25 protein-coding genes are annotated in these 23,056 nt (G+C 65.9%); 12 read left to right on the forward strand and 13 right to left on the reverse strand.

Annotation, left to right across the window (positions count from 1 at the left end):
* The 4 genes from VFH65_RS16295 to VFH65_RS16310 form a co-directional block, all read left to right on the forward strand.
* On the forward strand, positions 1 to 420 hold a 420-nt coding region (locus tag VFH65_RS16295; RefSeq protein ID WP_353322816.1), incomplete at its 5' end, for a DoxX family protein.
* 187 nt (positions 421 to 607) lie between these two features.
* Positions 608 to 1,810, forward strand: a complete 1,203-nt coding sequence (locus tag VFH65_RS16300; protein ID WP_353322817.1) for an RNA-guided endonuclease InsQ/TnpB family protein — start codon at positions 608 to 610, stop codon at positions 1,808 to 1,810.
* A complete protein-coding gene (locus VFH65_RS16305; RefSeq protein ID WP_353322819.1) occupies positions 1,702 to 2,121 on the forward strand; it encodes a transposase in 420 nt (139 codons plus the stop codon). The genes VFH65_RS16300 and VFH65_RS16305 overlap by 109 nt, the downstream gene beginning before the upstream one ends.
* A gap of 59 nt (positions 2,122 to 2,180) precedes the next feature.
* Positions 2,181 to 2,336, forward strand: a complete 156-nt coding sequence (locus VFH65_RS16310) for a hypothetical protein (RefSeq protein ID WP_353322946.1) — start codon at positions 2,181 to 2,183, stop codon at positions 2,334 to 2,336.
* 77 nt (positions 2,337 to 2,413) lie between these two features.
* Here VFH65_RS16310 and VFH65_RS16315 read toward each other — a convergent pair whose 3' ends face one another.
* From VFH65_RS16315 to VFH65_RS16325, 3 genes are read right to left on the reverse strand one after another with little or no spacing between them, the layout of a single operon-like run.
* Positions 2,414 to 3,412 (reverse strand): NAD(P)H-dependent flavin oxidoreductase, encoded by a 999-nt coding sequence (locus tag VFH65_RS16315; protein ID WP_353322820.1) that lies wholly within the window; start codon positions 3,410 to 3,412, stop codon positions 2,414 to 2,416.
* Positions 3,412 to 4,164, reverse strand: a complete 753-nt coding sequence (locus VFH65_RS16320) for a 3-hydroxyacyl-CoA dehydrogenase (protein ID WP_353322821.1) — start codon at positions 4,162 to 4,164, stop codon at positions 3,412 to 3,414. The genes VFH65_RS16315 and VFH65_RS16320 overlap by 1 nt, the downstream gene beginning before the upstream one ends.
* Before the next feature lie 17 nt (positions 4,165 to 4,181).
* Positions 4,182 to 5,273: a CaiB/BaiF CoA transferase family protein gene (locus tag VFH65_RS16325; protein ID WP_353322823.1), complete on the reverse strand. Its 1,092-nt coding sequence runs from the start codon at positions 5,271 to 5,273 to the stop codon at positions 4,182 to 4,184.
* A 79-nt stretch (positions 5,274 to 5,352) separates the two neighbouring features.
* Between VFH65_RS16325 and VFH65_RS16330 the strand changes: the two genes are divergently transcribed.
* Together VFH65_RS16330 and tet(V) are read left to right on the forward strand one after the other, a co-directional pair.
* Positions 5,353 to 6,174 (forward strand): enoyl-CoA hydratase, encoded by an 822-nt coding sequence (locus VFH65_RS16330; RefSeq protein ID WP_353322824.1) that lies wholly within the window; start codon positions 5,353 to 5,355, stop codon positions 6,172 to 6,174.
* Positions 6,175 to 6,301: 127 nt separating this feature from the next.
* Positions 6,302 to 7,585, forward strand: coding sequence for a tetracycline efflux MFS transporter Tet(V) (tet(V), locus tag VFH65_RS16335; RefSeq protein WP_353322825.1), 1,284 nt, complete (start codon positions 6,302 to 6,304; stop codon positions 7,583 to 7,585).
* A 7-nt stretch (positions 7,586 to 7,592) separates the two neighbouring features.
* Here tet(V) and VFH65_RS16340 read toward each other — a convergent pair whose 3' ends face one another.
* Genes VFH65_RS16340 through VFH65_RS16350 form a run of 3 tightly spaced genes read right to left on the reverse strand, consistent with a single transcriptional unit; the run spans position 7,593 to position 10,050 of the window.
* A complete protein-coding gene (locus tag VFH65_RS16340) occupies positions 7,593 to 8,285 on the reverse strand; it encodes a CPBP family intramembrane glutamic endopeptidase (RefSeq protein WP_353322826.1) in 693 nt (230 codons plus the stop codon).
* Positions 8,282 to 9,430, reverse strand: a complete 1,149-nt coding sequence (locus VFH65_RS16345) for an NAD(P)H-binding protein (RefSeq protein ID WP_353322827.1) — start codon at positions 9,428 to 9,430, stop codon at positions 8,282 to 8,284. The genes VFH65_RS16340 and VFH65_RS16345 overlap by 4 nt, the downstream gene beginning before the upstream one ends.
* Complete coding sequence (locus VFH65_RS16350; protein WP_353322829.1) at positions 9,427 to 10,050, reverse strand: TetR-like C-terminal domain-containing protein; 624 nt, start codon at positions 10,048 to 10,050, stop codon at positions 9,427 to 9,429. Before VFH65_RS16350 ends, VFH65_RS16345 begins: the two co-directional genes overlap by 4 nt.
* 88 nt (positions 10,051 to 10,138) lie before the next feature.
* Here VFH65_RS16350 and VFH65_RS16355 point away from each other — a divergent pair, with 88 nt between their 5' ends.
* The gene (locus VFH65_RS16355) at positions 10,139 to 11,170 is read left to right on the forward strand and encodes an aldo/keto reductase (RefSeq protein WP_353322830.1); all 1,032 of its coding nucleotides are present in this window, start codon (positions 10,139 to 10,141) and stop codon (positions 11,168 to 11,170) included.
* Here the strand turns inward: VFH65_RS16355 and VFH65_RS16360 are convergent.
* A complete protein-coding gene (locus VFH65_RS16360; protein ID WP_353322831.1) occupies positions 11,167 to 11,700 on the reverse strand; it encodes a gamma carbonic anhydrase family protein in 534 nt (177 codons plus the stop codon). The two genes, VFH65_RS16355 and VFH65_RS16360, sit on opposite strands and share 4 nt — an antisense overlap.
* 46 nt (positions 11,701 to 11,746) lie before the next feature.
* Here VFH65_RS16360 and VFH65_RS16365 point away from each other — a divergent pair, with 46 nt between their 5' ends.
* Positions 11,747 to 12,667 carry an SDR family NAD(P)-dependent oxidoreductase gene (locus tag VFH65_RS16365; protein WP_353322832.1) on the forward strand — a complete coding sequence of 307 codons (921 nt, stop codon included), beginning with the start codon at positions 11,747 to 11,749 and terminating at the stop codon, positions 12,665 to 12,667.
* Between the two features lie 101 nt (positions 12,668 to 12,768).
* On the opposite strand, the gene VFH65_RS16370 is transcribed toward VFH65_RS16365, so the two are convergent.
* Positions 12,769 to 13,725, reverse strand: a complete 957-nt coding sequence (locus VFH65_RS16370) for a GlxA family transcriptional regulator (RefSeq protein WP_353322833.1) — start codon at positions 13,723 to 13,725, stop codon at positions 12,769 to 12,771.
* 82 nt (positions 13,726 to 13,807) lie between these two features.
* Between VFH65_RS16370 and VFH65_RS16375 the strand changes: the two genes are divergently transcribed.
* Both VFH65_RS16375 and VFH65_RS16380 read left to right on the forward strand, forming a co-directional pair.
* The gene (locus tag VFH65_RS16375) at positions 13,808 to 15,085 is read left to right on the forward strand and encodes an MFS transporter (RefSeq protein ID WP_353322834.1); all 1,278 of its coding nucleotides are present in this window, start codon (positions 13,808 to 13,810) and stop codon (positions 15,083 to 15,085) included.
* A 91-nt stretch (positions 15,086 to 15,176) separates the two neighbouring features.
* A complete protein-coding gene (locus VFH65_RS16380; RefSeq protein ID WP_353322835.1) occupies positions 15,177 to 15,902 on the forward strand; it encodes a fasciclin domain-containing protein in 726 nt (241 codons plus the stop codon).
* Between the two features lie 3 nt (positions 15,903 to 15,905).
* Here the strand turns inward: VFH65_RS16380 and VFH65_RS16385 are convergent, their stop codons facing one another.
* Genes VFH65_RS16385 through VFH65_RS16395 form a run of 3 tightly spaced genes read right to left on the reverse strand, consistent with a single transcriptional unit; the run spans position 15,906 to position 19,014 of the window.
* Positions 15,906 to 17,048, reverse strand: a complete 1,143-nt coding sequence (locus tag VFH65_RS16385; protein ID WP_353322836.1) for an acyl-CoA dehydrogenase family protein — start codon at positions 17,046 to 17,048, stop codon at positions 15,906 to 15,908.
* Positions 17,048 to 17,860, reverse strand: coding sequence for a crotonase/enoyl-CoA hydratase family protein (locus VFH65_RS16390; RefSeq protein WP_414688436.1), 813 nt, complete (start codon positions 17,858 to 17,860; stop codon positions 17,048 to 17,050). Before VFH65_RS16390 ends, VFH65_RS16385 begins: the two co-directional genes overlap by 1 nt.
* Positions 17,857 to 19,014 (reverse strand): thiolase family protein, encoded by a 1,158-nt coding sequence (locus VFH65_RS16395; RefSeq protein WP_353322837.1) that lies wholly within the window; start codon positions 19,012 to 19,014, stop codon positions 17,857 to 17,859. Before VFH65_RS16395 ends, VFH65_RS16390 begins: the two co-directional genes overlap by 4 nt.
* Before the next feature lie 206 nt (positions 19,015 to 19,220).
* On the opposite strand from VFH65_RS16395, the gene VFH65_RS16400 reads away from it, so the two are divergent.
* Positions 19,221 to 20,012 (forward strand): FadR/GntR family transcriptional regulator, encoded by a 792-nt coding sequence (locus tag VFH65_RS16400; RefSeq protein ID WP_353322838.1) that lies wholly within the window; start codon positions 19,221 to 19,223, stop codon positions 20,010 to 20,012.
* On the opposite strand, the gene VFH65_RS16405 is transcribed toward VFH65_RS16400, so the two are convergent.
* Complete coding sequence (locus VFH65_RS16405; protein WP_353322840.1) at positions 19,987 to 21,750, reverse strand: DUF3556 domain-containing protein; 1,764 nt, start codon at positions 21,748 to 21,750, stop codon at positions 19,987 to 19,989. The two genes, VFH65_RS16400 and VFH65_RS16405, sit on opposite strands and share 26 nt — an antisense overlap.
* A gap of 82 nt (positions 21,751 to 21,832) precedes the next feature.
* On the opposite strand from VFH65_RS16405, the gene VFH65_RS16410 reads away from it, so the two are divergent.
* Positions 21,833 to 22,534, forward strand: coding sequence for an alpha/beta fold hydrolase (locus tag VFH65_RS16410; protein WP_353322842.1), 702 nt, complete (start codon positions 21,833 to 21,835; stop codon positions 22,532 to 22,534).
* Here the strand turns inward: VFH65_RS16410 and VFH65_RS16415 are convergent.
* A complete protein-coding gene (locus VFH65_RS16415) occupies positions 22,531 to 23,052 on the reverse strand; it encodes a DoxX family protein (protein ID WP_353322843.1) in 522 nt (173 codons plus the stop codon). The genes VFH65_RS16410 and VFH65_RS16415 overlap by 4 nt on opposite strands.
* Positions 23,053 to 23,056 lie beyond the last annotated feature (4 nt).

Here is a 23,056-nt window from a genome sequence, read left to right on the forward strand (position 1 = left end):
ACGTCCGGCTTCATGGAGACCGGTGGCTGGCGGCTACCGAAATTCGCCGCTTTCATGGTCACGGCCGCGGAAACCCTCGGCGGAATCGGGCTGGTTTTGGGCGTGCTGACGCCCTTGGCGGCGTGTGCGGTAATCGCCGCGATGATCGACGCCTGGGCGGTCAACGTCTCGGCGGCCGCATTCTGGTCTGAGCCGTTCAACGTGCCGTTCATGGTGGCGGTCGGGGCGACGGCGCTGCTGTTCACCGGCGCCGGCGCCTACTCGGCCGACGCCAAGATCTTCGGCCGGGCCGGATGGTCTTCCCGGATCGCAGTTGGACTGCTGGTCGTGGCGGTCGTCGCCGCTGTCTTGACCTGGGTTTTGCTGAACGGGACCAACCCCATCCACTTCACCGCCCCGCCAGCGATGCCTACTGGCTAAACATGGCTGTCCACCACGTGGCTACCTTCGGCACGGTGAAATCGGCGATGCGCACCCATACGGTATCCGACAAATCTGAGTCGTAGCGTCGCCGACCGCGAAGGCGTTTCGGGTCACAGCCAGCCGCCCGTGGTCACACCCGGCCGACACCACACTGCGCGTCGGGATGCTGTCGGTGGGTGCTGGAATGCTCGCTGGCGAGATGAGCCGGCACGCCACATTCAAGTTCTGCCTTGACCCCACGGTCGAGCATTGCATGGTGCTGGCTCGGCATGCCGGGGCGTCACGGTTCGCGTTCAACCAGTGCCTTGCGCTGGTGAAAACCGCCCTCACCCAACGCAGCATCGATCCAGGCACCGAGGTGCCGTGGAGCGGGTTTGATCTGATCAACGCGTTCAACGCGTGGAAGAAAACCGAGGACGCCGGCCGGATGTTCGTCGTCGACGCCGAGGGCACCGTCGACACCGAGGCGACCGGTCTCGCCTGGCGTGCCCAGGTGTGCCAGCAGGTGTTTGAGGAAGCCGCCGTTGATCTGGGCCAAGGATTGAAATCCTGGTCGGACTCCCGCTCGGGCAAGCGCAAGGGCAAACGCGTCGGTTTCCCGAAGTTCAAGAAGAAAAGCGGTGCTCTGCCATCGTTTCGACTGCGCAATAAGCACCGCGAGGGCCGCCCGCCTGCGATCCGCGTCGGCGAGAACAATCGGCCCCGCTCGATCACACTGCCGGGTATCGGGCAGATCGGGGTGCACGACGATACCCGGCGGCTGCGGCGCATGCTCGCCACGGGCCGGGCGAAGATCCTGTTCGCCACTATCAGCCGCCGCGCGGGTCGGTGGTGGGTAGCGCTGAACCTGGAGACCGCCGACCTGCACCCGGCCTACCAGCACCCGGCCCACGAACCTAACGATCTCAGCGGCTGGGTCGGCATCGACCGCGGCCTGTCGGCGTTCCTGGTAGGCGCCGACGCGGACGGCACCGAAGTCGCCCGCTTTCAGGAGGGGCCGAAAGCGCTTGCCGGCGGCCTCCAACGGCAACGTCGGCTGGCGAAATCGGTATCGCGCAAGAAGAAAGGATCCCGTAACCGCCATGCCGCCGCAGCCAAGCTCGCGCGGCACCACCATCACGTTGCCAATATCCGGCGGCATTTCCTGCATCAGGTCTCCAACGCGCTGGTCAAGACTCACGACCGGCTCGTCATCGAAGGCCTGAATGTGTCCGGGTGCTGGCCAACCACCGCCTCGCCAGGGCGATCTCGGATGCGGGCTGGGCCGAGTTCGCGCGGATGCTGGCCTACAAACAGGCATGGCGTGGCGGCGAACTCGTCATCGCCGATCGGTGGTTTCCGTCGAGCAGGCTGTGCCCGGTTTGCGGGGCCATCAACCGCGATCTGACCCTCGCCGATCGCGTGTTCACCTGCACGTGCGGCCATTCCGCCGACCGCGACGCGAACGCCGCGACGAACCTCGCCCACTGGGGCGAACAGCATCACCTCGACCCCCGGACCCCCAAGCACGGAGGCCGGGCCACCAACGCCCGCCGACGGGACGGCGCTGACCAGCAGCCTTCGTGTGCCGGTGAAACCGACCCGGGTGACGCGGGAACCGACGTTCGGACTGCGACAGCGGCTTCAGAACCGACGATCGCCCGAGAAGGGCGGTGCCGATCAACTCATAAGAGCGGTTCGGCACGCTTTACTGGCTAGAAACCTACCCGTAAGTAGGATTGCCACCATTTTCCGAATCGTGACTCAAAGTCCTCTTAATGGTGACACCTACTGTTCAGTACATGTGGATCGACGACACCAGTGCTGATGTCATCAAGGTTGACTTCGAGGCGCTCTACCACGGCGATGTCCTGGTAGAGGGCGATACCTCGGAGCAGCTCGACGACGAGCACCCGCTGCCAACCGCAGTCTGAGCAAGCGCGCGCCACGCGGCGCGCGCTCACCCGGGACTAGTTTGCCCGACAGGGCGCCTTGTCGATCTCCTATTTTCTTAGGCCACGTTCTCTTCTGCCGGCGGCTCGAGCATGTCGCCAAGCCGGCCAGTGATCAGGTCTTCGGCCTCGTCGACGATGCGTGACACCAATTCCCCGACCGTCGGGATGTCGTTGATCAGGCCCATCGAGGTGCCGACGGACCAGATGCCGGCGTCGACGTCACCGACCTCATACACCTTGTTGCCGCGCACGCCTGCGACCAGATCCTTCACGTCGGGGAACTGTCCGCCGTTGTTCAGGATCTCCACGACCTCGCGCGACACCGCATTGCTCGCCACCCTGGCGGTGTTGCGCAGCGGCCGGAAGATCAGCTCGGTGTCGAGCTCACTTCCTGCGACGATCGCTTCCTTGACGTTCTGATGGATCGACGACTCCACCGTGCACATGAAGCGACTGCCCATGTTGATGCCATCGGCACCCAGCGCCAGTGCCGCCACCAGACCGCGCGCGTCGGCGAACCCGCCGGACGCGATCATCGGAATCGTGATCTTCGATGCGGCCGCCGGAATCAATACCAGGCCCGGAATGTCGTCCTCGCCGGGATGGCCGGCGCACTCGAAGCCGTCGATGCTGATGCCGTCGACACCCAGACTCTGCGCTTTCACCGCATGCCGCACCGAGGTGCACTTGTGAAGCACCTTGATCCCGTTCTCATGGAACATCGGCAAGTGCGGCGCCGGATTGGATCCCGCGGTCTCCACGATCTTGATGCCGGCGTCGACGATCACCTGGCGGTACTCGTCATAAGGCGGCGGGTTGATGGTCGGCAGGATCGTCAGGTTCACGCCGAACGGCCTGTCGGTCAGCTCCCGCGTCTTGGCGATCTCGCGGGCCAAATCCGCAGGCGTCGGCTGGGTCAGCGCGGTCAGAAAACCCAGAGCGCCCGAGTTCGCCACCGCCGCAACGAGTTCCGCGCGCCCCACCCACTGCATACCGCCCTGCACAATGGGGTGCTCGACCCCGAAGGTCTCAGTGAACTTCGTCGTCAATGTCATCAGCGCGGTGCCATCCGGATCGCGCCGTCCAGGCGAATGACCTCGCCGTTGAGCATCGGGTTCTCCACGATGTGCACGGCCAGCGCGCCGTACTCGTCTGGCTTACCGAGGCGCGACGGGTGGGGCACCTGCTTGCCCAGCGACTCCCGGGCCGGCTCGGGCAACCCGGCCAGTAGCGGCGTGTCGAACAGGCCGGGTGCAATGGTGACGACGCGGATGAGCTCGCGAGACAGATCGCGGGCGATCGGCAGCGTCATACCGACGACCCCGCCCTTGGATGCCGAATACGCCGCCTGGCCGACCTGGCCGTCGAAGGCCGCGACCGACGCCGTGTTGACGATGACGCCTCGCTCCTCCCCGACCGGTTCGGTCTTGGCCATGCGCTCGGCGGCAAGCCTGATCACGTTGAAGGTGCCGATCAGGTTGATCTCAACGATCTTTCGGAACGCATCGAGCGGAAAAGGGCCGTCCTTGCTCAACGTCTTCATCGCGTTTCCAGTGCCTGCACAGTTCACGGCGATGCGAAGCGGCCCAAGCTTTTCGGCGGCGTCGAGTGCGGCGGTCACCGCGGCTTCATTGGTGACGTCGGTCTCGGCGAAGACGGCGCGGTCACCAAGCTCGGCGACGGCCTCCTTGCCGCGGATGTCGAGCACGACGACCTGCGCACCGGCGTCCAGCAGACGCTTCGTGGTGGCAAGGCCGAGCCCGGAGGCGCCGCCGGTGACAACGGCTACGGCGTCTTTGATCTCCACTTAGTGAATTCCTCTCTCTATACCCAGTCGCGTAGAACGGCTTCGGTATCCGCGCCGGCATCTCCGGGCGGGGTTGGCGTCGGGGGCACGCTGCGGGAGAACCGCGGCGCGGGCATCGGCTGCAGGTAGTCGCCGTCGCGGTAGAAGGTGTCGCGCTCGGTGATGTGCGGCTCGGTTTCGACCTCGCCGAACGACAGCACCGGCGTCACGCATGCGTCGCTGTCGGCGAAGACCTTCGCCCAGTGGTCGCGGTCCTTGGAGGCGATGACCTCGGTCAGCCGGGCGCGCAACTCGGGCCAGCGGCTGATGTCGTTCTGGGCGGGCAGGTCTTCGCCATCGAGGCCGAGGCCTTTGAGCATCTCGGCATAGAACTGCGGTTCGATCGCGCCGACCGCGATGTGGCGCCCATCGGAACATGTGTAGGTGTCGTAGTAAGGCGCGCCGCCGTCGAGCATGTTGACTCCGCGCTCGTCGGACCAGAGTCCGTCGGCCCGGAAGGCCCAGATCATTTGGGCCAGCACGCTGGAACCGTCGACCATCGCCGCGTCGACCACCTGGCCCTTGCCCGACGTCTGCCGTTCCCACAGCGCAGCGAGGATGCCGACGAGCAAGAACATCGAACCCCCGCCGAAGTCTCCGGTGAGGTTCAGCGGCGGGACCGGGCGTTCGCCTGCCCGGCCGATCGAGTGCAGCACACCGTTGAGCGAGATGTAGTTGATGTCGTGTCCGGCCTGCAGGCGACGCGGACCCGTCTGGCCCCAACCCGTCATCCGCGCGTAGACCAGGCGCTCGTTGACCTTCGAGCAGTCCTCAGGCCCGAGTCCCAGCCGCTCGGTCACGCCGGGCCGCAAGCCCTCGACGAGCACGTCGGCCTTGGCGACCAGCTTGAGCACGAGGTCCCGGCCCTCGTCGGTCTTGAGGTTGGCGGCCACGGAACGACGGTTGCGCAGCGTGGCTTCGCGCTTGCTGGTCGGAATGCCCCCGAGCTTGCCAGGGCGCTCGATCCGCACCACGTCGGCGCCGAGGTCGCCGAGGATCATCGCGGCGTGTGGACCAGGCCCGATGCTGGCTAATTCGATGACTCGCAAACCGTGCAGTGGTCCCGCCATGCCTATAACCGCCCTCCGTTGGTCGACCGCCGACATAGCTTACTTGTATAACCAAGTCGGCCGGATCTAGGGTGCAGCCATGACAACGATCGACTCCGCCGCGCAGACCTATGCCGGCATCGACGACCTGTCCGTCGCGCTGACCGATGGCGTGCTGTCGGTGACGATGAACCGGCCGGACAGCCTCAACTCGCTGACGGCGGCGATGCTGACCGCCATCGGCGACACGTTGGGACGAGCCGCCGGCGATCCGCGGGTCAAAGTTGTGCGACTCGGCGGATCGGGTCGCGGCTTTTCCTCAGGTGCGGGGATCAGCGAGGAAGACCACGCCAACCCTGGCGCGAGCGGCACCCCGGCCGATGTGCTCGACGCGGCCAACCGCGCGGTCCGCTCGATCGTGAACCTGCCGCAGCCGGCTGTGGCCGTGGTGCAGGGACCGGCGGCAGGCGTCGGCGCATCGTTGGCTTTGGCGTGCGACGTCGTATTGGCCTCGGAAAAGGCGCTTTTCATGCTTGCCTTCACGAAGATCGGGTTGATGCCGGACGGCGGTGCGTCGGCGTTGATCGCGGCGTCGGTCGGCCGTCACCGCGCCATGCGGATGGCGTTGTTGGCCGAGCGCATCTCGGCCGCGGAGGCACTCGACTGGGGACTGGTCACCGCCGTCTATCCGGCCGACGAGTTTGACGTCGAAGTGGACAAGGTGATCTCGACGCTGGTGTCCGGGCCCGTAGTGGCGCTGCGCAAGACCAAGCAGGCCGTCAACGCCGCGACGCTCACCGAGCTCGAGGCTGCGTTCGAGCGGGAGACGCAGGGCCAGTTGCAGCTACTGGAATCCAACGATTTCCGGGAGGGCACCAAGGCGTTTCAGCAGCGCCGGCCAGCGAACTTCACCGACGCCTAACTCCCCGCGACCGACCGTGTTTGCACGGCGACACGCCGCGTAGATGCGTACAAAAGCGGTCGCTCGCGGCGCTTGAAGACCCGAAAATCGTTGGACTTCCCCGCAGTCCGTCGGACACCATCGACGGGTGAGTACGCAATACGACGTTGAACAGCCGGTGGCCAACGCCGGCGGTTGGCGCGTACTCGCACCCTTTCGGTCCCGCGAGTACCGCCTGCTGATGGCGGCGGTGTCCTTGTCGATCTTCGCCGAGGGCATGTGGGCCGTCGTGATGGCGCTTCAGGTCATCGAACTTTCCAACGACCCGACGTCGCTGTCCCTGGTTGCGACGTGCTTGGGCGCCGGCCTGGTCGCCTTCGTCCTCGTCGGTGGAATCGCCGCCGACCGGATCAGCCAGCGCGCGATCATCATCGCCGTCGAAACGGTCAACGTCATCGCCGTCTCCGCCATCGCCGTGCTGGGTCTTCTTGGCGCCCTGCAGATCTGGCACATGGCGGTCGCCGCGGCGGCGTTGGGTATCGCCGCGGCGTTCTTCTTCCCCGCCTACAGCGCCATCCTGCCGCGAATCCTGCCTGCCGAACAGCTGTTGGCAGCCAACGGAGTGGAAGGCGTGGTGCGGCCCGTCTTTCAGCGCGCCGTCGGCCCCGCGGTGGCCGGCGTCGTCGTCGGTGCGACGTTTCCCAGTCTCGGCGCCGTCGCCGTCGCGGTACTGTTCGCCATCGGGCTGCTACTGCTGGTGGCCACCCGCCCGGCGATGAAAACCCCTGCGCAGGAAACGGAACGGCCGCGTCTGCTTCGCGATCTGCGCGACGGCTTCGTGTTCATGCTGGGCACACCGTGGCTGCTTTGGACGCTTCTGTTCGCGAGCATGTTCGTGCTCGTGGTCCTCGGCCCCATCGAAGTCCTGCTGCCGTTCATCGCCAAGCAGCGATTCGAGGACGGCGCCCAGATGTTCGGCTTCATTCTGGCGTTCTTCGGCCTCGGTAGCGCTCTCGGCGCTCTGGCAGTGTCATCGGGCCGGCTGCCGCGTCGCTACCTCACGGTGATGCTGATGATGTGGAGTGTCGGCTCGATCCCACTGGTGGTGTTCGGCTTCACGTCGTCGTTCGCGGTGATGGCCGTTGCGACGTTCGTCATCGGCTTCACCGACGGAGCGGGCATGGTCATCTGGGGCACGCTGCTTCAGCGGCGCGTCCCGACCGAGATGCTGGGCCGGGTATCGAGCCTGGACTTCTTCGTGTCGCTGGCCTTCATGCCGGTCTCGTTCGCGATCGTCGGGCCGCTGTCGAAAGTCGTTTCCATGCAGACGATCTTCTTGGTGGCTGGCATCGCGCCTGTGCTGCTGGCGGCGGTGGCCATGTGGGCCGCGCGGATGCGCCAGGACGAGTTGGCCCACCCCCTGCGGGGATAATCCAGCGTTAGACGCCGAACACCGGCGGCAACGCCAGCACCATGATCAGGCCCCAGAAGAAGTGGGTGAGTACAGGTGCCAGCACCCCGCCGGTGACTCGGCGCTCGTATGCGCACACGGCGCCGAGGATCACTGCGGCGAACGCCAGCATCGGATTACGGGTGGCCAGCACGGCCGCGACGTTGACGATCGTCGAGATGATGGCGGGATAGGCGTTGCCCAACGCGGTGTACAGCGCGCCACGAAAGTACAGTTCCTCGGCGACACCGTTGACCACGGTGATGAACACCACCAGCGCCAGCGGCCCGTAGTCAGCGAATTCCAGTACCCGCGTGATGTATTCGCGCACTCCGGGGATCTCGCGCGCCACCAGGCCACCGACCAGGAACGCGCCACCGGCCGCCACGCCCACCAGCGTCCCGGTGATCCACGGGCGCTGGTTTCGGCCGCGGAACCGCACACACCCCAAGTGCAGCGGGCCCGACGCGAACGCGCCGACGGTCCACACCGCCGCCAGCGCAAGGGTAAGCCAGTAGAACGACGAGTCGCCGGGCTGACGAGTCAGGGAATACCCAAGCAGCGCAGCGCCGATCACCAGTACGACAGCGACGACGATGCGACGGCGCCGAATCAGTGCGGGCGGTTCGTGATAGGGCACAGCAACAGTCGTGGCGATGTCGCGCACTTCGCGCAGGGTCATGCGGGGTTCGCCTTCGGTACGAGGCTGACCAACGTGTCCAGCCCAGTGCGCACCGCGGCGGCGACGGGGCCCGGCACGGCGCCGAACAGACCAAAGACCGGGTGGACGAACGGCGGCGTGATCGCCCGGGCCAACTGCTGAAGGCGCAGTGTGTCGCCGCCGGCCCAGATCGGGTCCGTGTCGGCGAGATGGTGTGGATCGGTGAGCGCGTTGACGGGCTGGGGCCGGTTACTCCTCAGCGCGCGGGAGATCGCGTCGTCAATACAGATCAGGCCGCCAGGCGGGTCCCCTACCACGTCGCGCAGTCGCCCTTCCGACGCCATCATCGGATGGTCAAGGGACTCCACCAGATCCGAGGCCAGCCCGCCCGGCACGGGGAGCACGGCCGACGTCATCCACGACACGACCCCGGTCTTTACGCCATGGATGGGCAGCCCGGCGCGCCACTTGCCCGATATTCGCGCGTAGGCCCGCAGTAGGTCACCGTAGGAGGTGGTCTCGGGGCCGTAGATGTCGTATGCGCCCGCAGGCACCCGGTCGGAATCGGCGGCCGCGACGAGGTAGTGGAGCACGTCGGAGATCGAGATCGGGTCGATCGGGTTCGCCGACCACTCCGGCAGCGGGATGAACAGAAACCGGTCGCCGACGTAGCGGAGCATCTCGAACGACGTCGACCCGGCCCCGATGATCATCGCCGCACCCAACCACACCACCTCGGGCCCGCCCTCGATGCTCAACGCGTGTGCGACCTCGGCGCGGCTGGTCAGGTGCTCGGAGAGGTCCTCTTCGTCGGGGACGAAACCGCCGAGATACACGATTCGACGGACACCGGCCTCCTTCGCCGCGCTCGCGACATTGCCGGCGGCAAGGTTGTCGGCATCGCGGAAGTCGGGCTGGCCGATGCCGTGCACCAGGTAATACAACACGTCGATCGGACCCGCCTCGGCGAAAGCGTTCTTCGCAGACGCCTCGTCATGGGCGTCCAGAGTCACGCCCGTGATGTCGTCGTGCCAGCCGAAATCGGCCAACCGCGCAGGGTTTCGGGTGGCAGCGACGACGTCGTGCCCCGCGTCTAGCAGGGCGGTGACGAGCCGCGAACCGACGTAGCCGGTGGCGCCGGCAACCAGGATCCGCACGGTATTCACCGTACGGCTGTACCCCGCCCACTCCGTACGAAAACGCCAGCAGCGATGCCGGCCATCGCCGCATCCACCGCGCGGTGTGCATCCTTAGCGGTGAGACGTCTTGTGCTGGTGAGGAATTGGTAGTAGAGCGGCGCGGATACCTGCCGGATGGCAGCCGCCGCATCAGTCCCTTGGGGGGCTTCACCCCTGGCGACCGCGTCGACCACACATCCCGACCACTCCGTGACACGGCGGTCATAGAACGTCGATAACGCCTCGGCCGTCCGCTGATCACACGTGGCTGCGGCGATGATCGCCTTGAAAAGCCGGCCCTGCCGGGGATCCGCCAGCGTGCGCCGCACCAGCGCGGCATTCGCACGCAGATCGCCCCGAAGCGATCCGGTATCGGCGCGGGGCAGCGATTGCTCGGCCATGTCGCACAGCAGATCGGTCACCAACGCGGGCACGGACCCCCAGCGGCGGTACACGGTCGACTTGCCAACACCCGCGCGTTGGGCGACATCGGTGAGTTCCAGCCCGTGCAGGCCCGACTCGACCAGCATGTCGCCGGTGGCGCGCAGCACCGCCGCCCGCACGGCGGCGGTCCGCCCACCCGGTCGCGTTGTGCCCGATTCAGTCATGAACCCATGTTAACGGGAACAGAGTTTCATTAGATGCTGTTGTGCCGATAGAGTGTTAACGAAACTACAGTCCTTTTAAGGAGGAAGTATGGAGTATCGACGGGTCGGCGACTCGGGCCTCGTAGTGTCCGAATTGAGCCTGGGTACGGCCACATTCGGCGGAGTAGGCGACTTCTTCGGGGCATGGGGCGACACCGACGTCAAACAGGCCCGCGCGTTGATCGACCTGTGCCTCGACGCAGGAATCAACCTGTTCGATACGGCCGACGTGTATTCCGATGGCGCATCGGAGCAGGTCTTGGGCGAGGCGCTGCGCGGACGGCGCGACGACGTGCTGATCTCGACCAAGGCCAGCCTGCCAACCGGCCCCGACGATTGGGGGTCGTCGCGCTCACGGCTTCTTCGGGCCGTCGACACCGCGCTGTGCCGGCTCAAAACTGACCGCATCGACCTGTTCCAGCTGCACGGTTACGACGCGTACACACCGATCGACGAGGTGCTGCAAACCCTGCAGATGCTCGTCGAGCAGGGAAAGGTCCGCTACACCGGCGTATCCAACTTCTCCGGGTGGCAGCTGATGAAGTCGCTGGCGTGCGCCGACGAGAGCCACCGACCACGCTATGTCGCGCATCAGGTGTACTACTCGCTCGTCGGCCGCGACTACGAGTGGGAACTCATGCCGCTGGGCCTCGAGGAAGGCGTCGGGGCCATCGTGTGGAGCCCGCTGGGCTGGGGCCGGTTGACGGGAAAGATCCGCCGTGGCCAACCGCTGCCCGGTCGCAGCCGGCTGCATGCGACCGCCGCCGCGGGTCCACCCGTGGACGACGAGGCGCTGTTCGCGATCGTCGATGTGCTCGACGAGATCGCGGCCGAGACGGGCAAGACTGTGCCGCAGATCGCCCTCAACTGGCTGCTGCGCCGGCCGACGGTGTCGTCGGTGATCATCGGCGCCCGCGACGAGGCGCAGCTTCGCGACAACCTCGGGGCGGTCGGCTGGCGACTCGACGCCGAGCAGATCGCACGGCTCGACGCCGTCAGCGCCCGCGAGGCCCCGTATCCCTACTTCCCGTACTTCCGCCAGGAGGGGTTCGCGCGGCTCAATCCGCCCATTGCGGTCTAGCTGGTGGCGTCGCGGTGCACCTCGATGAGCCGCTGGTAGACCTGCGCATTGTGGCGGTTGTTGGCGACCTCGGCGTCACTGAGCTCGCGCCGAACACTGCCAGGCACTCCCGTCACCAGTGACCGCGGCGGCACGACGATGCCCTGCGGAACCAGTGCACTCGCAGCGATCAGCGAGCCCGTCCCGATGTGTGCGCCGTTGAGGATGACCGCGCCCATGCCGATGAGCGCATCGTCTTCGACGACGCAGCCGTGCAGGACCGCGTTGTGGCCGACGCTGACGCCTGCGCCGATGCTGACCGGGAACTCGGGGTCGACGTGGATCGTCACCCCGTCCTGGATATTGGTGCCGAATCCGATCTCGATGGGCTCGGCCTCGGCGCGCAACGTGGCTCCGTACCAGACGCTGGCCCTGGCGGCGAGCGTGACCTGACCGATCACGCTTGCATTTGGGGCAATCCAGGATTCGGGATGCAGTTGGGGCGCGCGACCGCGAATGGGCAGGATCAGCGGCTCATGCATGCGCGTCATCGTATTCACCCGTTGTTTGCCGCTCGGCTACGCTCCTCAATTGCTCATGGATAAACCCACCGCCCTCGACGTGGTCGACGGCGTCGACCTGACCGGCAAGACCTGTGTGGTCACCGGCGCCTCGGCTGGGCTCGGGCGCGAGGCCGCACGCGCGCTGGCCGCGACCGGGGCGCACGTCGTGCTGGCGGCTCGCAATGCCGCGGCCCTCGAGGAGACACAGCAGTGGCTGCGTGAGGATCTGCCAGAGGCTAAGACCTCGGCGGTGCGTCTCGACCTGACCTCGCTGGTCAGCGTGCGCGCGGCCGCGGCGGCGATTCAGGACATCGCGCCCGTCATCCATGTACTGATGAACAATGCCGGCGTGATGTTCACGCCCTTCGGCCGGACGTCCGACGGCTTCGAAATACAGTTCGGCACAAACCATCTCGGCCACTTCGAACTCACGCGACTGCTCACGCCGCAGCTCGTCGCTGCCGAGGGAGCGCGGATTGTGATCCTGTCATCGGAGGGTCACCGGATGGCCGACGTGGATCTCGACGACCCCAATTGGGAACGACGCGAATACGACAAGTTCGCCGCGTACGGTGCCTCGAAGACCGCCAACGTCCTGCACATGGTCGAGCTGGACCGGCGGCTGCGTGATAGCGGAGTCAGGGCGTATTCGGTGCATCCAGGCGTTGTCGCAACGTCATTGGCTCGCCACATGACCCGCGATGACTTCGACAACCTGAGCCAACTCGCGCCGGCGGGTCCCAGCACGAAAACGATCGACGTCCGCCGCGATTTCGCGATGCCCGAACACGGAGCGGCCACCCAGGTGTGGGCGGCGGTGAGCCAGGAACTGGCGGACGTCGGATCCGTGTATCTCGCAGACTGCCGGATCCGTGACAACGTCGCGCCGTACGCGCTAGACACTGACCGCGCCATGGCGCTCTGGGAATTGTCGGAAAGCTTGTGCGACGGCTGAGGATTCGGGTTCGAAGTTCTAGTGACGCCGAAAGCGACGTTAGACGGCCAAAGTGCGAGTGGGTCGCCGCAAAACGTCGATTTCGGCGAAAGCCCAGAGCCTCAAACGCCTTGGTACGTCTTGCGATAACTCGACGGCGACATGCCAACCCCGCGGCGCAAGTGGTGGCGCAGGTTGCCGCCCGAGCCGAGGCCGGAGAGCCGGGCAACCTCGTCGACGGGCAGATCGCGCGACTCCAACAACTCACGGGCCCTGTCGATCCGACGGCGCCGTACCCAGACGCCCGGTGACTGACCGGTCTCCTCGCGGAATCGACGGTTGAACGTGCGGGCACTCATCTTGGCGTGCCGCGCCAATCGCTGCACCGACAGTTCCTCGTCGAGATGCCGCAACGCCCATTCCCGGGTTGCCGCGGTGGAGTAGTCATCGGGTTCGGGCACCTGCCGGTCGATGAACTGGGCCTGACCGCCTTCACGCCACGGGGGCACCACGCAATACCTCGCCACCGCGTTGGCCACCTGTGCCCCGTGATCGGAGCGAATGATGTGCAGGCACAAGTCAATTCCCGCGGCCAGCCCCGCAGAGGTCAGCACATCGCCGTCGTCGACGAACAACACGTTCTCGTCGACCCGCACCTCGGGGAACATCCGCCGCAACGTGTCGGCGAATTTCCAATGCGTGGTGGCTGGTCGCCCATCGAGCAGGCCAGCTGCGGCGAGCACGAAGGCGCCGGTGCAGATCGACACCATCCGCGTGCCGGGCCGGATCGTCGCGAACGCCGCCGTCGCCTCCGGTGTGAGAACGCCGTCGACGCGAGCCGGCGCATAACGCGTCCCTGGGATGACCACCGTGTCCGCGGTGGCCAGCGCCTCCGGACCAGCCGCGGGCACAATGTCGAAGCCGGTGGTCGACGCGACCGGTTCCCGCGTCAGCGCGCAGGCAATCACCTCGTAGAGCGGATCGCCGCCGGCGTCGGTCGCATTGGAGAACAGCGTCGGCGCGATCGTGGCGTCGAACCCCACCACCGGCGGCAGCAGCAATACCGCGATGCGATGCATGCCGCCATTCTGGCATGTTTTTGACGAATAGTGTCATTCATGCCACTGGTCAGGTCGTGGACCTTTCGGCGACAGTGATCCGGTGACGTTGGCCGCCGCAGAGAAGAACACGCCCCTGGGCCGCATCCACTGGGCGTGGGTGGTGGCCGCCGTCAGTTTCATCGCGATCCTCGGCGCTGCGGGTTTCCGCTCAGTGCCCGGCGTGATGATGAACCCGCTGCACCACGAGTTCGGCTGGTCGCACGGCGTGGTCGGGTTGGCGATGTCGGTCAACATGACGCTGTTCGGCCTGACCGCACCGTTCGCAGCGGCGTTGATGGACCGCTTCAGGGTGCGTCCGGTGCTGTCGGCGGCGCTGATGCTGATCGCGACCGGATCGGCGCTGAGCGTGACGATGACGGCCAGCTGGCAGCTGGTGCTGTTGTGGGGCGTACTGGTCGGTGTCGGCACCGGCTCCATCTCGATGGGATTCGTCGCCACCGTCGCGACGCGATGGTTCGAGGCGCGCCGCGGCGTGGTCACCGGCGTGCTGACGGCCGCGAGCGCGACTGGTCAGTTGATCTTCCTGCCGGTCGTCGCCGAGGTCACCACCAGGCACGGCTGGCGATGGGCATCGCTGATCGTCGCCGCAGCCGCGCTTGGCGTGGTGCCGCTGGTGGTGGTCTTCATGCGAAACTACCCGCAGGACAAGGGCTTAACGCCCTACGGCGCAACGACAGCCGAGCCGGCCGTGGTACCCGCATCGAGTTTCCGCGCGGCGTTCGACGGGCTGCTGCTGGGTGTTCGCGTGCCGGCGTTCTGGCTGCTGGCCGCCAGCTTCGCCATCTGCGGGATGACCACGAACGGTTTGATCGGCACCCATTTCATTCCCGCCGCCAATGACCACGGCATGCCCACCACCGTCGCCGCCGGGCTGCTGGCCACCATCGGCATCCTCGACGTCGCAGGAACGGTGTTCTCGGGCTGGCTCACCGACCGTGTCGACCCGCGGTTGCTGCTGGTCGTGTACTACACCGGGCGCGGCATCTCGCTGCTGTTGCTGCCCTCTTTGCTATCGCCCCAGGCCGAACCGAGCACGTGGGTATTCGTGATCTTCTACGGCCTGGACTGGGTGGCCACCGTGCCGCCGACCATCGTGTTGTGCCGCAATTACTTCGGCGCACGGACGCCGGTCGTGTTCGGCTGGGTCTTCGCGTCGCACCAGCTCGGCGCCGCCGTCGCTGCCGCGGGTGCCGGCTGGCTGCGTGACCTGCAGGGCGGCTACGACACGGCGTTCTACCTCGCGTCTGGCCTCTGCTTCGTCGCCGCGCTGCTCTGCGCAAATGTGCGAAAAGCGCAGGTCAGCATGCCTGGAGTGTGATTCGGGCCAGATGGTGACTTTGCCGTGGAGCATTGGCTGCCTTTAACATGCGATGCGGGTTGAGGGGACCTGACGAGCCGAGGAGCCGGAGTTGAAGACGCGCATCAGCAAGACCATGGGCGCTGTAGCGGGCGTTGCCGCGATCGCAATGTCGATCCCGCTGGCGATCAACGCATACGCCGAGCCCGCGGAGCCGACACCGACGCCGATCGAGAATCCGTACCCCGATCTGCAGGGGCCCGGCTGCGACGCGTTCAGGACATCGCTGCCCAATTACAAGACGCTGGCGAACGTGCCGGTCGGGCAGGCAATGGCCAGCATCCCCGACATTTCCACCTTCAACTCGCTGGCGTCGGGCCAGGCGAACCCCACGGTCAACATGGTGCCGATGCTCGACAACGGCCCGTACGTGGTGTTCGCGCCGACCAACGAGGCATTCGCCGAGCTGCCACAGCTCGATGCGCTGAAGGCGGATCCGGCGGCGCTGACCAAGCTGCTCTACTACCACGTGTTCCTCGGCCTGCTCGGTGTCGACGACGTGAAGGGCCAGCGCCCCACGCAGGAGGGCACCGAGATCAAGGTGACGGGCAAGGGCGGCGACATCAAGATCAACGACACCGCCAAGGTGCAATGCGGCGCGATCCAGGCCGCCAACGCCCGGATCTACTTGATCGACACGGTCCTCGATCCGGCGCTCGGCCCCGAGCCGATCACGCCGTCGGCGACGTCAAGCACGACGACCACCACCACGACGACGACCACCGAGACCACGGCGTCGCCGACCGAGACGCCTGCCGCGGACGCGCCGATCGGCTGAGGCCTACAGCCCTAGGTCGCGGCCGATGATCTCCTTCATGATCTCGGTCGTGCCGCCGAAGATGGTCTGGATGCGTACGTCGACGTAGTCGCGGGCGACCTTGTACTCGTTCATGTAGCCGTATCCACCGTGCAGCTGCACGCAGTTGTCGACGACTCGCTTGCCGAGCTCGGTGCACCACCACTTGGCCTTGGAGGCCTGCACCGCGGTGAGCTCGCCGTCGACCACTGCGCGCAGGCATCGGTCGACGTACTGTTCGGCGATCTCGAGCTCGGTGTCCATCTCGGCCATCAGGAACCGGTTGTGCTGGAAGCTGCCGATCGGCTGCCCGAACGCCTTGCGGTCCTTGACGTATTGCAATGTCTCGCGCCAGGTTTCGCGGGCACCGGCGACCGCGGCGATCGCAATGGAGAGGCGCTCGGACGGCAGGTTGTGCATCAGGTGATAGAAGCCCTGCCCTTCCTTGCCCAGCAGGTTGTTACCCGGCACCCGGACGTTCTCGAAGTGAAGTTCGGCGGTGTCGGCGGCGTGCAGGCCCATCTTGTCGAGCTTGCGGCCGCGTTCGAAGCCCTCCATACCGCGTTCGACGACCAGCAGCGAGAACCCCTTGTGCCCGGCTTCGGGGTCGGTGCGGGCGACGACGATCACGAGGTCGCAGTTGATGCCCGCGGAGATGAATGTCTTGGAGCCGTTGAGGATCCAGTCGTCGCCGTCGCGCACCGCGGTGGTCTTGATGCCGGCCAGGTCGCTGCCTGCGCCCGGTTCGGTCATCGCGATGGCGCCGATGAGTTCACCGGTGATGTAGCCGGGAAGCCACCGCTGCTTCTGCTCTTCGGTGGATAGCGATGCGAAGTACGGGCCGACGATGTCGTTCTGCAAGCTCAGGCCCGGAGTGGCAGGGCCGAATTTCGAGAACTCCTCGACGATCACGGCATTGAAGCGGAAGTCGTCGACGCCCCCGCCGCCGAACTCCTCAGGCATGTTGAACCCGATGAGGCCGTATTTGCCTGCGGCGACATACGATTCGCGGTCGACGAGTCGCTCCGCTTCCCACTTCTCGACGTGCGGGGCGCATTCCTTCTCGAGGAACTGCCTGGCGGTTTCCCGCAACTGTTCGTGCTCGGGTTCGAATACCAGTCGTTTCATTAGCGGGCCTTCCAGACGGGCTGCCGCTTCTCGGCGAACGCCCTCGGTCCTTCCTTGGCGTCCTCGGACATGATCAGCGTGGAGATCTCGCGCATGGTGCGTGACCAGCCGGCCTCGTCGTCGGTGATCACGCCGTCGTCAACACCGACGGCCACGCGCTTGCTCGCCTGCACGGCCAGCGGCGCATTTACAGTGATCCGGTCGGCGAGCGCCAGCGCGGCGTCCAACTCGGTGCCGTCGGGAACCACCGCATTGATCAGTCCCCACTTCAGCGCGTCGGCCGTCGACATCGGCTCGCCGGTGAACAGCAACTCCATGGCCACCTTGCGTGGGAGCTGATCAGCGATGCGGAATGCCCCACCGGCGGCAGCGATCAGACCCCGCTTGACTTCGGGCAACCCGAACGACGCGCTCTCCCGCGCGACGACAAGATCACTGGCCAAGGCGAGCTCAGTGCCGCCGCCCAGAGCGGTGCCGTTCACCGCGGCGATGGTGGGCTTGTCGATGAAGTGGCGGACGTAGCCGCCGAAACCCCACTTGGGTTGTTCGGGGTGCATGATGTTCTCGCCCTTGGCCAGTGCCTTGAGATCGGCTCCGGCGCAGAAGGATTTGTCGCCGGAGCCGGTGATCACCACGACGCGTACATCGGGATCCTGCTGGGCTTCGGCCATCGCGTCACCAACGGCAATGCTGACCGCGGCGTTGACCGCGTTGCGCGCCTCGGGTCGGTTGATGGTGATGACCATGACGGACCCGCGGCGCGTAACAAGCGCCGCAGAGTCGAGCCGAGCTTCGGTCACCGCCTCATTCACAACAGCTCCAAGATGGTGGCGTTGGCCTGGCCGCCGCCCTCACACATGGTCTGCAGACCGTACTGAATTCCCTTGTCCCGCATGTGATATAGCATCGTGGTCATGATGCGTGCACCGGACCCGCCAAGCGGATGGCCGAGCGCGATGGCCCCGCCGTTCGGGTTGAGCTTCTTCTCGTCGGCACCGATGTCCTTCAGCCAGGCCAGCGGCACAGGGGCGAACGCCTCGTTGACCTCGAACACGCCGATGTCCTCGAGCCGCAGCCCGGAGCGCTTCAGCACCTTCTGGGTTGCGGGGATCGGCGCGGTCAGCATGATCACCGGATCGGCGCCGGCAAGCGTGGCGGTGTGCACCTTGGCGATCGGCTTGAGCCCCAACGACTTCGCCTTCTCGGCCGACATGAACAGCAGTGCGGCCGACCCGTCGGAGATCTGCGACGAGTTGCCGGCATGGATGACGCCGTCCTCCTTGAACGCCGGCTTGAGCTGAGCCATCTTCTCGATGGTGGTGCCGCGGCGGATCCCCTCGTCCTTGAGCACTACATTGTTTTCAGAGCCGCCCTTCTGCTCCTTGATGGCCACGATCTGGTCGTCGAACGCGCCCGAATCCTGAGCGGCAGCGGCCTTGTCGTGTGAAGCCAACGAGAACTCGTCGACCGCGGTGCGGTCGAAGCCCCACTGCTCGGCGATCATCTCGGCGCCGATGCCCTGGTTCGGGGTCTGCGTGTAGCGATTGCGGAACGCCTCGGGGTAGGGATGGCCGCCGTTGGCCAGCGAGGAACCCATGGGCACCCGCGACATCACCTCGACTCCGCCGGCGACCACCACGTCGTAGTGGCCCGCCACCACGCCTGCCGCCGCGAAGTGCACTGACTGCTGACTCGACCCGCACTGCCGGTCGACGGTCACGCCAGGAACGCTCTCCGGCCAGCCGGCGGCCAGTACCGCGGTGCGGGCGATGTCGAGCGCCTGCTCGCCTGCCTGCATGACGCAGCCCCAGATGACGTCGTCGACGATGCCGGGGTCAACGCCGGCCCGCTCCACGAGGCCGTTGAGCACCTGCGCGGACAGCTCGCCGGGATGCACACCCGACAGCCCGCCGTTGCGCTTGCCAACCGGCGATCGCACCGCCTCGACGATTACCGCTTCAGCCATTGGATTCTCCTTCGAAGTTGCGTGGGGCTATCCCAGACGGGTCCACTGTCGAACGTAAACGAACAAGGTTTACTAGGTCAACCTACTGGTTGGTAGGTCTCAGACTGCGGCGGGCACTACGATCAGCAGGTCGGCCGTCCTCCCACATGGTTTACTGAGTTGCATAACAGGCCGGCAGGCCGATGAGGTTGTTATTGGGAGAGGTAGTGACTCGAAGCACACCGCTGGCGCCGATGATGGGCCCGAATGCCATCAACGCGAGTGCGGCGGTCCGGTCCCCGAAGACGGCCGAGCTCGTCGCGGGCACGCTGCGCCGCATGGTGGTCGACGGTCAGCTCAAGGATGGCGACTTCCTGCCCAACGAGGCCGAGCTGATGGCCCACTTCGGCGTCAGCCGGCCGACACTGCGCGAGGCCGTTCGAGTGCTGGAGTCCGAGCGCCTCGTCGAGGTGCGGCGTGGCTCGCGCACCGGCGCCCGGGTGCTGGTGCCTGGGCCGGAGATCGTCGCCCGCCCTGCAGGCCTATTGCTCGAGCTGTCGGGCGCCACGATCGCCGACGTCATGGTGGCGCGCGCAGGCATTGAGCCCATGGCTGTGCGGCTGCTGGCCGAATCCGGCACCCCTGAGGCGTTCGACGAGCTCGACAAGATGCTGCAGGAGCACATACCCGCCGGCTGGCAGTCGGGCCGCCTTGCGGAAACCACCGGCGACTTCCACCGCAAGGTGGTTGAGCTGTCCGGCAACTCGACGCTGGGGATCATCGCGGGCATGCTGCACGAGATCACGGTGCGGCACACCGCATTCGTGTTCAAGAAGGGCCGGCCCGTATCCAAGGCGGACTACGAGAAGCTGATGCGGTCCTATCGGCGGCTGATGCAATTGTTGCGCTCGGGCGACGGTGCCGGGGCGGAGGCCCATTGGCGCAAGCACCTCGATGTGGCACGCAACCTGATGCTGGAGGGACTCGAGACCGTCAAGGTCCGCGACGTGATGGGCTGACCGCGCCGTCGCTGTCCTTCTGCCACGTCACGTGCACGGGGACATCGTCGTCCCAGGGCTGACGCGTCACCATATCAGCGACTTTCACGTAACCCCTTTCGAATTCGCCGGTGGCGGCGTCGACCAGCCGGTATTGCTGGGTCTGCCGCTGGATCGGTTGCGCGTCGAGAAGTAGTACGCGAACTTCGCCGGGTTCGAAGTGGCATCGCTCCTGCAGAGCCTCGATCAGCTGCTCGTTGTGCATGTGGCCGTCGCCGAAGTTCCAGCCGATAGCGGTGCTGCAGATCCGCTCGCCGTCGGTAAGGACATAGTCGCTCTCGTTGTGTCCTGCCATCGCACGGTGCGCAAGCGTGAACATCGCACGGCCGTGAGTGTTGAAGGCGCGGAACGCATATCCCATGTAGAGGTACATCTGGGCGGTTTCCGGGCTGCCGTAGTACCGCTCCATCTGCGCCTGCGGCATGCTCGCAATTGACACGACGCCCTTTTCGATCTTCTCTGCGGCCGACGGCTTCACGCACCACAACCCGGTGTCCCAGTTGCCGGCGTAGTACCGCATTCCAGGGAGGAAGGAAACCTTGCGCGGGAACAGGTTTCCGACAATCACCGTGCCTGCGACGACGACGAACAACACAATCGGCCATGGGCTCTGCAGGTCGCCGAGGCCAAGCCCGGAGTGGCCGACGAACAGCGCCAGCACGGAGAACATCATGAACACGTTCCACTCCAGCGGCACGCCCATCGGTATCGACGACAGAATTCCGAAGTGGAAGCACAGCATGATGAATGCGGCGATCGCCGTCGCCCAGCCGCCATGGGAGAAGAACAACACCAGCGGGACGAGCCCCTCGATCGCGGTGCTGAAGTGAGCGAGGATCCGCGACAGCCGCCCCGGCCGCAGATCGTCGGGAAACCGTTCGAAGAACTTGCGTTTGATCCACCGCGGCCGGAACACCGGGTTGTTGCTCATCATCGTCGAGATGACGAACGGAAAGTGCTTGTTGAGTTTCGAGGTCGCCGCACCGAGCCAGATCACCAGGCACACCAGCTTGGCGGCGATGATCATGTCGACGCCGGTGAACAAGAACGTGACGGTCAGCGACGCGTAGACCTCGCCACGGGCGGCCAGAAAAATCACCTTGTCGCGCAGGCCGAGCACCGCGAGCAGGCCCAGGATCGCCCAGATCTGCCATAGCGGCAGCACCCCGATGGTGGTGTTCAGCGCCGGAATCGGTCCGGTGCCGTCCGAGAACAAGGCCCAGATCAGCACCGCCACCAGTGCGCCGTACAGCAGGGCATCGAATGGCGTGCGCTCGGTGCCCTTGGTCAGCGGTATCCGGTTCGGCCACGGCGGCAGCCGAATGGTCTTGGGCCGCAACCAGTACAGGAGCGATCCCATCGGCGGGAAGAAGCGGTTGTTCAGTGGGCCGAATCCACATCCGAGGCCGACCACCTCGAACAGCATTGTGTAGAGGACGACCTTCTGGAACACGATCGGCTCCGACCACCACTGCCCGACGTCGGTGAAACCGTCGACGCCCGTGGTCGCCAGCGCGAACAGCCAGCCGCCGAGGATGTAGAGCAAGATCTTGACGACGTAGAACAGGTGCAGCACGACGGGCGTTCCGAAGCCCACCTCGGCCCAGTGCCGGGCCATCGGCTTGATCTTCTCCGCGCGAGTGCCTTTGCTCCACTGCTCGTAGTCGACTACGGGTGCGTCCTGCTTGAGAAAACCCATGACCAGTAAGACTAGAACGTGTTCTAGTCGAAGGGAATCAGTTCCCGCATGCCGACGCCGTCGTCGCCCTAGCCTTACCGGAATGACCACCTTTGCCCTGGTACACGGCGGATGGCATGGCGCGTGGTGTTGGGAGCGGTTGACCCCGTTCCTGCAGCAAGCCGGTCATGACGTGGTGACGATGGATCTGCCGAGCGACGACGGAACGGCCAGTTTCGACACCTACGCCGACGTGGTGTGCGCGGCGCTCACCGGATGTGACGACGATGTCGTGCTGGTCGGACACTCCTTCGGCGGAAACACCGTGCCGCTGGTGGCGGCCCGCCGCCCGGTCCGCCATCTGGTGTACCTGTGCGCGATCGTCCCGGACATCGGCCGCAGCGTGGCCGATCAATTGGGCGACGAAATGGAGATGCTGAACCCGGCGTATCTGGACGGGCTGAGCGTGCCGGACGAGCAGCTACGGCAGATGTGGGCGGATCTCCATATTGCCCGAACGATGTTCTACGGCGATTGCGACGAGCCGACCATCAAGGCCGCCCTTGACCGTCTCCGGCCGCAGTCGGGATTTCCAGCGCTGCAGCCGTTCTCACTCGCCGAATTCCCCGCTGTGGAAACGACATCCATCGTGTGCGGCGAGGATCAGATCCTGCGCCCCGAATGGTCGAGGCGAACGGCTCGCGAGCGGATCTGCGCAGAGCTCATCGAGCTTCCGGGAGACCACTCGCCGTTCTACTCACGGCCATCGGTGCTTGCCGATGTTCTGCTCGGCCTGGCGAACTAGGCGTCGGCCTTGGCCGGTGGCCGATAGAAGATGGCCAGCTGGCCGATGCCGCCGGCCAGGCCCAGGCCGGCCGAGATCAGCAGACCCCACCAGCCGTGGAGGAATTCGTAAAGGCCGGTGGTACCGAAGAGCACGTAGTCCAGGCTGAGCTTGCCCGCACCGATGGTCGCCACCGCGACGGCGGACACCGCGAGCACCAAGTTGTACTCCCAGCCCTCCTTGACGATGAAGAAGCCGTTGGGCCGGTGCACAGTCCAGGCGGCGACGAGCATCAGGGCGACGAAACCGGCGGCGGGGACCGGGGTGAGCAACCCGAGCGCCAGGCCAATGCCCGCCGACATCTCTGTTGTCGCCGCGATCCTCGCGTGGAACATGCCCGGCTTCATCCCCATGCTGTCGAACCAGCCCGCGGTGCCCTTGAGGCCCCCCGGCCCGAAGAACTTGTTGTAACCGTGGGCGGCCATGGTCAGACCCAGCGCCACCCGCAGGATCAGCACTCCGACGTCGTAGGCAGTCATGCAA

The organism is Mycobacterium sp. (assembly GCF_035697385.1).
Lineage (GTDB): Bacteria > Actinomycetota > Actinomycetes > Mycobacteriales > Mycobacteriaceae > Mycobacterium.

Excerpts from the sequence above, each read along its gene's own strand:
- VFH65_RS16300 (WP_353322817.1), top strand. The coding sequence starts at position 608 with ATGCTCGCTGGCGAGATGAGCCGGCACGCCACATTCAAGTTCTGCCTT.
- VFH65_RS16305 (WP_353322819.1), top strand. The coding sequence starts at position 1,702 with ATGCTGGCCTACAAACAGGCATGGCGTGGCGGCGAACTCGTCATCGCC.
- VFH65_RS16310 (WP_353322946.1), top strand. The coding sequence starts at position 2,181 with ATGGTGACACCTACTGTTCAGTACATGTGGATCGACGACACCAGTGCT.
- VFH65_RS16315 (WP_353322820.1), bottom strand. The coding sequence starts at position 3,412 with ATGACATTGACGACGAAGTTCACTGAGACCTTCGGGGTCGAGCACCCC.
- VFH65_RS16325 (WP_353322823.1), bottom strand. The coding sequence starts at position 5,273 with ATGGCGGGACCACTGCACGGTTTGCGAGTCATCGAATTAGCCAGCATC.
- VFH65_RS16330 (WP_353322824.1), top strand. The coding sequence starts at position 5,353 with ATGACAACGATCGACTCCGCCGCGCAGACCTATGCCGGCATCGACGAC.
- VFH65_RS16340 (WP_353322826.1), bottom strand. The coding sequence starts at position 8,285 with ATGACCCTGCGCGAAGTGCGCGACATCGCCACGACTGTTGCTGTGCCC.
- VFH65_RS16350 (WP_353322829.1), bottom strand. The coding sequence starts at position 10,050 with ATGACTGAATCGGGCACAACGCGACCGGGTGGGCGGACCGCCGCCGTG.
- VFH65_RS16355 (WP_353322830.1), top strand. The coding sequence starts at position 10,139 with ATGGAGTATCGACGGGTCGGCGACTCGGGCCTCGTAGTGTCCGAATTG.
- VFH65_RS16360 (WP_353322831.1), bottom strand. The coding sequence starts at position 11,700 with ATGACGCGCATGCATGAGCCGCTGATCCTGCCCATTCGCGGTCGCGCG.
- VFH65_RS16365 (WP_353322832.1), top strand. The coding sequence starts at position 11,747 with ATGGATAAACCCACCGCCCTCGACGTGGTCGACGGCGTCGACCTGACC.
- VFH65_RS16370 (WP_353322833.1), bottom strand. The coding sequence starts at position 13,725 with ATGCATCGCATCGCGGTATTGCTGCTGCCGCCGGTGGTGGGGTTCGAC.
- VFH65_RS16385 (WP_353322836.1), bottom strand. The coding sequence starts at position 17,048 with ATGAAACGACTGGTATTCGAACCCGAGCACGAACAGTTGCGGGAAACC.
- VFH65_RS16395 (WP_353322837.1), bottom strand. The coding sequence starts at position 19,014 with ATGGCTGAAGCGGTAATCGTCGAGGCGGTGCGATCGCCGGTTGGCAAG.
- VFH65_RS16405 (WP_353322840.1), bottom strand. The coding sequence starts at position 21,750 with ATGGGTTTTCTCAAGCAGGACGCACCCGTAGTCGACTACGAGCAGTGG.
- VFH65_RS16410 (WP_353322842.1), top strand. The coding sequence starts at position 21,833 with ATGACCACCTTTGCCCTGGTACACGGCGGATGGCATGGCGCGTGGTGT.
- VFH65_RS16415 (WP_353322843.1), bottom strand. The coding sequence starts at position 23,052 with ATGACTGCCTACGACGTCGGAGTGCTGATCCTGCGGGTGGCGCTGGGT.